This window comes from Elstera litoralis (assembly GCF_000963705.1).
Taxonomy (GTDB): domain Bacteria; phylum Pseudomonadota; class Alphaproteobacteria; order Elsterales; family Elsteraceae; genus Elstera; species Elstera litoralis.
In genome coordinates this window covers 1-3,575 of the sequence record NZ_LAJY01000273.1, presented here as the reverse complement: position 1 = coordinate 3,575, position 3,575 = coordinate 1, and the positions used below count along the sequence as shown (strand labels likewise).

Annotated in this window: 5 protein-coding genes; 3 read left to right on the top strand and 2 right to left on the bottom strand. The window is 61.6% G+C overall.

What is annotated here, in order from left to right:
- Together VZ95_RS11145 and VZ95_RS11140 are read right to left on the bottom strand one after the other, a co-directional pair.
- The coding region (locus VZ95_RS11145; RefSeq protein WP_232302619.1) for an ABC transporter substrate-binding protein at positions 1-680 on the bottom strand (680 nt) is incomplete at its 3' end.
- Between the two features lie 91 nt (positions 681-771).
- Complete coding sequence (locus VZ95_RS11140; RefSeq protein WP_045775903.1) at positions 772-1,650, bottom strand: MurR/RpiR family transcriptional regulator; 879 nt, start codon at positions 1,648-1,650, stop codon at positions 772-774.
- Positions 1,651-1,803: 153 nt separating this feature from the next.
- On the opposite strand from VZ95_RS11140, the gene VZ95_RS27100 reads away from it, so the two are divergent.
- The 3 genes from VZ95_RS27100 to VZ95_RS11130 all read left to right on the top strand — a co-directional run.
- Entirely contained in the window at positions 1,804-2,451 is a 648-nt protein-coding gene (locus VZ95_RS27100) for an FAD-dependent oxidoreductase (protein ID WP_052711687.1), read from the top strand.
- Positions 2,424-2,921: an FAD-dependent oxidoreductase gene (locus VZ95_RS27095; protein ID WP_408606081.1), complete on the top strand. Its 498-nt coding sequence runs from the start codon at positions 2,424-2,426 to the stop codon at positions 2,919-2,921. Before VZ95_RS27100 ends, VZ95_RS27095 begins: the two co-directional genes overlap by 28 nt.
- A gap of 121 nt (positions 2,922-3,042) precedes the next feature.
- On the top strand, positions 3,043-3,575 hold a 533-nt coding region (locus VZ95_RS11130), incomplete at its 3' end, for a transporter substrate-binding domain-containing protein (RefSeq protein WP_156995245.1).

The window sequence follows — 3,575 nt, the reverse complement described above, 5'->3', positions numbered from 1 at the left end:
GCGATTTCGCGCACGGTGATTTTCTTCAGCTTGGCCGGGCCACGATTGACCGAAAGATCGGAACCCCATTTATAGGCGTCGTTGCGCACCAGCACTGTTTCTTGCCCAACGGTGAATTTTTCCATCTTGAACGGGCCGGTGCCGATGGCCGCCGTCACGCCGAATTTATCGCCTAAGGCATCGAAGGCTTTTGGCGAGGGCACACCCATGAAGGAACTGGCGAGATTGAACAGCAGGTTCGGGTCGGGCTTTTTCATCGCAAAGCGCACGGTAAGATCATCGACGATCTCAACCTTATCGATGGCTTCCACCATATAAGCGTTTTCAGTGCCCGCGAATTTGGGAATCCACCACTCGATGACCTTGGCGTTGAACGGCTCGCCATCGTGGAAGGTCACGCCGGGCTTCAGCTTGAACGTCCAGCTCATCCCGTCCGGCGCGCTCTCCCAGGATTGGGCGAGCAGGCCGTGGAAGCTTTGATCGGCGTCTTGCAGCAGCAACCGGTCGAAAATCAGCGAATTGGCGCTATTGAGGCGCGTGCCGGTGATCGGATTATAGCTTGGCGCGCCGACTTCGCGGGCGGTGACGGCAAAAACCGCCTCCTGCGCCGCCGCAGGCAGGGCCGCGCTCAGAATCGTTGCGGCGGATAGAAGCGCGACCTTGGATAGAAAACGCATCATTCTACTCCCAAAAATGCCATTGCGGCAGCGTGAAACCTGGGTCTGTTCTGACAAATGCCGGGGGTTGGCCCCCGGTCGTTCCCGAAGGGGATTAGCGGTCCGGCCCGCCCGAATCGCCGACGTGGCCGGTGAATTGGCTGTAGAGTTGCGATACGCGCGTCAGCCGCGCCTCGACGCTCGGGCCGATGGCAATGGAGACGGCGTTCATCATGAGATTGATGAGGCTCGCCATTTGGGCGGTTGAGTCCCAAAACAGGTTGAACTCGGTGGGCACGGCGAAGATTTCATCGACCACATCCGCGCCCCAGGCGCAGAAGGCGTCGGTGATGAGCGTGACCGGAATTCCGGCCTTATGGGCTTCGCGCGCCAGCACCTGCGCCAAGCGCGAGTAGCGCCGCGCTTCGAAGATGACGAGGCAAACGCCGTCCGGGTCGCTCGCCAGCAGTTCGATGAAATTGCCGCCCGCGAGATCGAGGCTCTGCACCCCATCGCGCAGATATTGGAGTTGGTAGGCGAACATATCGGCCATCGCCCGTTCGGTCTGGAAACCGGCCACGAAGACGCGCCGCGCGGTCGTGAGCCGAGCCACGACGCGCTTCCATTCGGGGCTGCGCGCGAGTTCATAGACCGCGACCAGCCCGGCGATTTCGAGCTGAAGCGCTTGGCCCAAGGCATCTTCGCCCGATTGGGCGCGCTGCTGGAACTCGGTGAGCCGGTCGGCGATCAACCACGGGCGGTCGCCGATATCCTGGCGGAACTGGTCTTTGAGATCCTTGAAGCTCTTAAAGCCGAGCGAGCGGCAAAAGCGCCCCACCGTCGGCTCGCTCACGCCCACTTTTTCGGCGAGGCTGGCGGCGGTTTCAAACGGGATCTCGCTGGTCTTGGCGAGAATATAGGCCGCAAGCGCCCGGTCGGCCTTCGAGCCGGTTCGCGTACATTCTTCAAGCCGCTGACGCACGGGTTCGGCCATCGCGCTGCCCCCTCCAAAGTTCCTCTTCAGGTGAAAGTTTTTACGTCATAGTGTCAATGAATTTTATTTTTCTTGCAGATTGCGATGGGCTGCGCACAGTGTAGGGAAGGGCGGCTTTGGGGCCGTCGCGGTTGACGGGCGAGGCGCGACACGATGGATGTGGTTGATTTTCTGGTGATCGGGGCGGGGATTTCTGGCGCATCGGCGGCCTATGAGCTGGCGGCGGCGGGGGAAACCTGGTTGCTCGAAGCCGAAGATCAGCCGGGCTATCACAGTACGGGCCGCTCGGCGGCGCTTTATACCGCCAACTTCGGCACACCCCTGGTGCGTAGCATCAATGCCGCCGGGTTTGATTTTTTCACCAATCCGCCCGAAGGCTTTACCGACATCCCACTGGTCACGCCACGGGGCGCGCTCACACTCGCAAAACCGGGGCACGAAGCCGCGCTCGCTGCGCTGATTGCTCAATCGTCGCCCGCGCACCCGATTGTTGCGCTCTCCCACGCCGAAGCTGTGGCGAAAGCGCCAATGATCCGCCCAGAGACGTTCACCGCTGCGGCGTTTGAGGCGGGGGTGCTCGATATGGATGTCGATGCGCTGCATCAAGCCTATTTGCGCGGCTTCAAGCGCCGGGGCGGGCAGATATGCTGCACGGCCCGGGTGACGGGGCTGGCGCGCGTCGCGGCCTGTGGATCGTCACGGCGGGCGGTGCGACGATTGGCGCGCGGACAATTATCAATGCCGCCGGGGCTTGGGGCGATGTTCTGGGCGCGTTGGCGGGAGCGGCACCGCAGGGGCTAACGCCGATGCGGCGCACGGCAATCGTCGTCGATGCGCCGTCCGGCCTTGCGGTCGAAGCCCTGCCGCTCGTGGAATATGTCGGCGAAGGCCCGTATCTAAAGCCGGAAGCTGGCGCGATTATGGCCTCACTGGGCGAGGAAACGCCGGTTCCACCCCAAGATATTCAGCCCGAAGAGATGGATATTGCCCTCACGGCCGATTGGCTCGAAACCCACACCCATATTACGCTAAAACGCGCGCCGCGCGCCTGGGCGGGCTTGCGCTCTTTCGTGGCCGATGGTGCGCCCGTGGTCGGCTTCGATCCTACGGCCGAAAATTTCTTCTGGCTGATTGGCCAAGGCGGTTACGGCATTATGATGGCCCCGACACTGGCGCGGCTCACCGCAGCCCTGGTGACGGGAACCCCACTTCCGCCCGATCTTGCGGCGGCGGGGATCGATCTTGCGGCGTTGCGTCCGGGGCGGTTTTAGGGCGGGTCAACCCTGGCTCGGGGTTTGCATGGAGATCTGACAGGTAGGGCGGGGTATTCCCGCTACCCCCTGGGGGCGGGCCGGGGGAGCCTTAAGTTTCATTTCCTGTTGGAGTTTCCCAATGAGCCCCTCGAAGCGTCAGTTCCTCGTTGGTTTGGTTGCCGGTCTTGGCATGATGGCCGTATCGCTGGGCACGGTCCCGGTCCAGGCGCAGGCGGCGCTTGAGACGATCCTGAAGAATAAAGTCATCAAGATCGCCGTGCCGACCGATTATCCGCCTTATGGTTTCGTTGGCATCGACCTGAAGCCCCAGGGGCTCGATATCGCGATGGCCGAACTGATTGCCGAAAAATTGGGCGCAAAGCTGGAAATGGTGCCCGTCACCAGCGCCAACCGCATTCCCTATGTGCAGACGAAGCAGGTGGATCTGGTCATCTCGACCTTGGGGAAAAACCCGGAGCGCGAGAAGGTGATCGATTTCACCCACGCCTATGCGCCGTTCTTTCAAGCGGTTTATGCGCCGAAGAGTTTGGCGATTAAAAGCTTCGATGATCTCGGCGGTAAAACCATCGCCGTCGCTAAGGGCGCGATGGAAGAGCAGGAGTTGATGAAGGTCGGCCCCGCCAGCATGGATTTCAAACGCTACGAGGATCA

Excerpts from the sequence above, each read along its gene's own strand:
- VZ95_RS27100 (WP_052711687.1), top strand. The coding sequence starts at position 1,804 with ATGGATGTGGTTGATTTTCTGGTGATCGGGGCGGGGATTTCTGGCGCA.
- VZ95_RS11140 (WP_045775903.1), bottom strand. The coding sequence starts at position 1,650 with ATGGCCGAACCCGTGCGTCAGCGGCTTGAAGAATGTACGCGAACCGGC.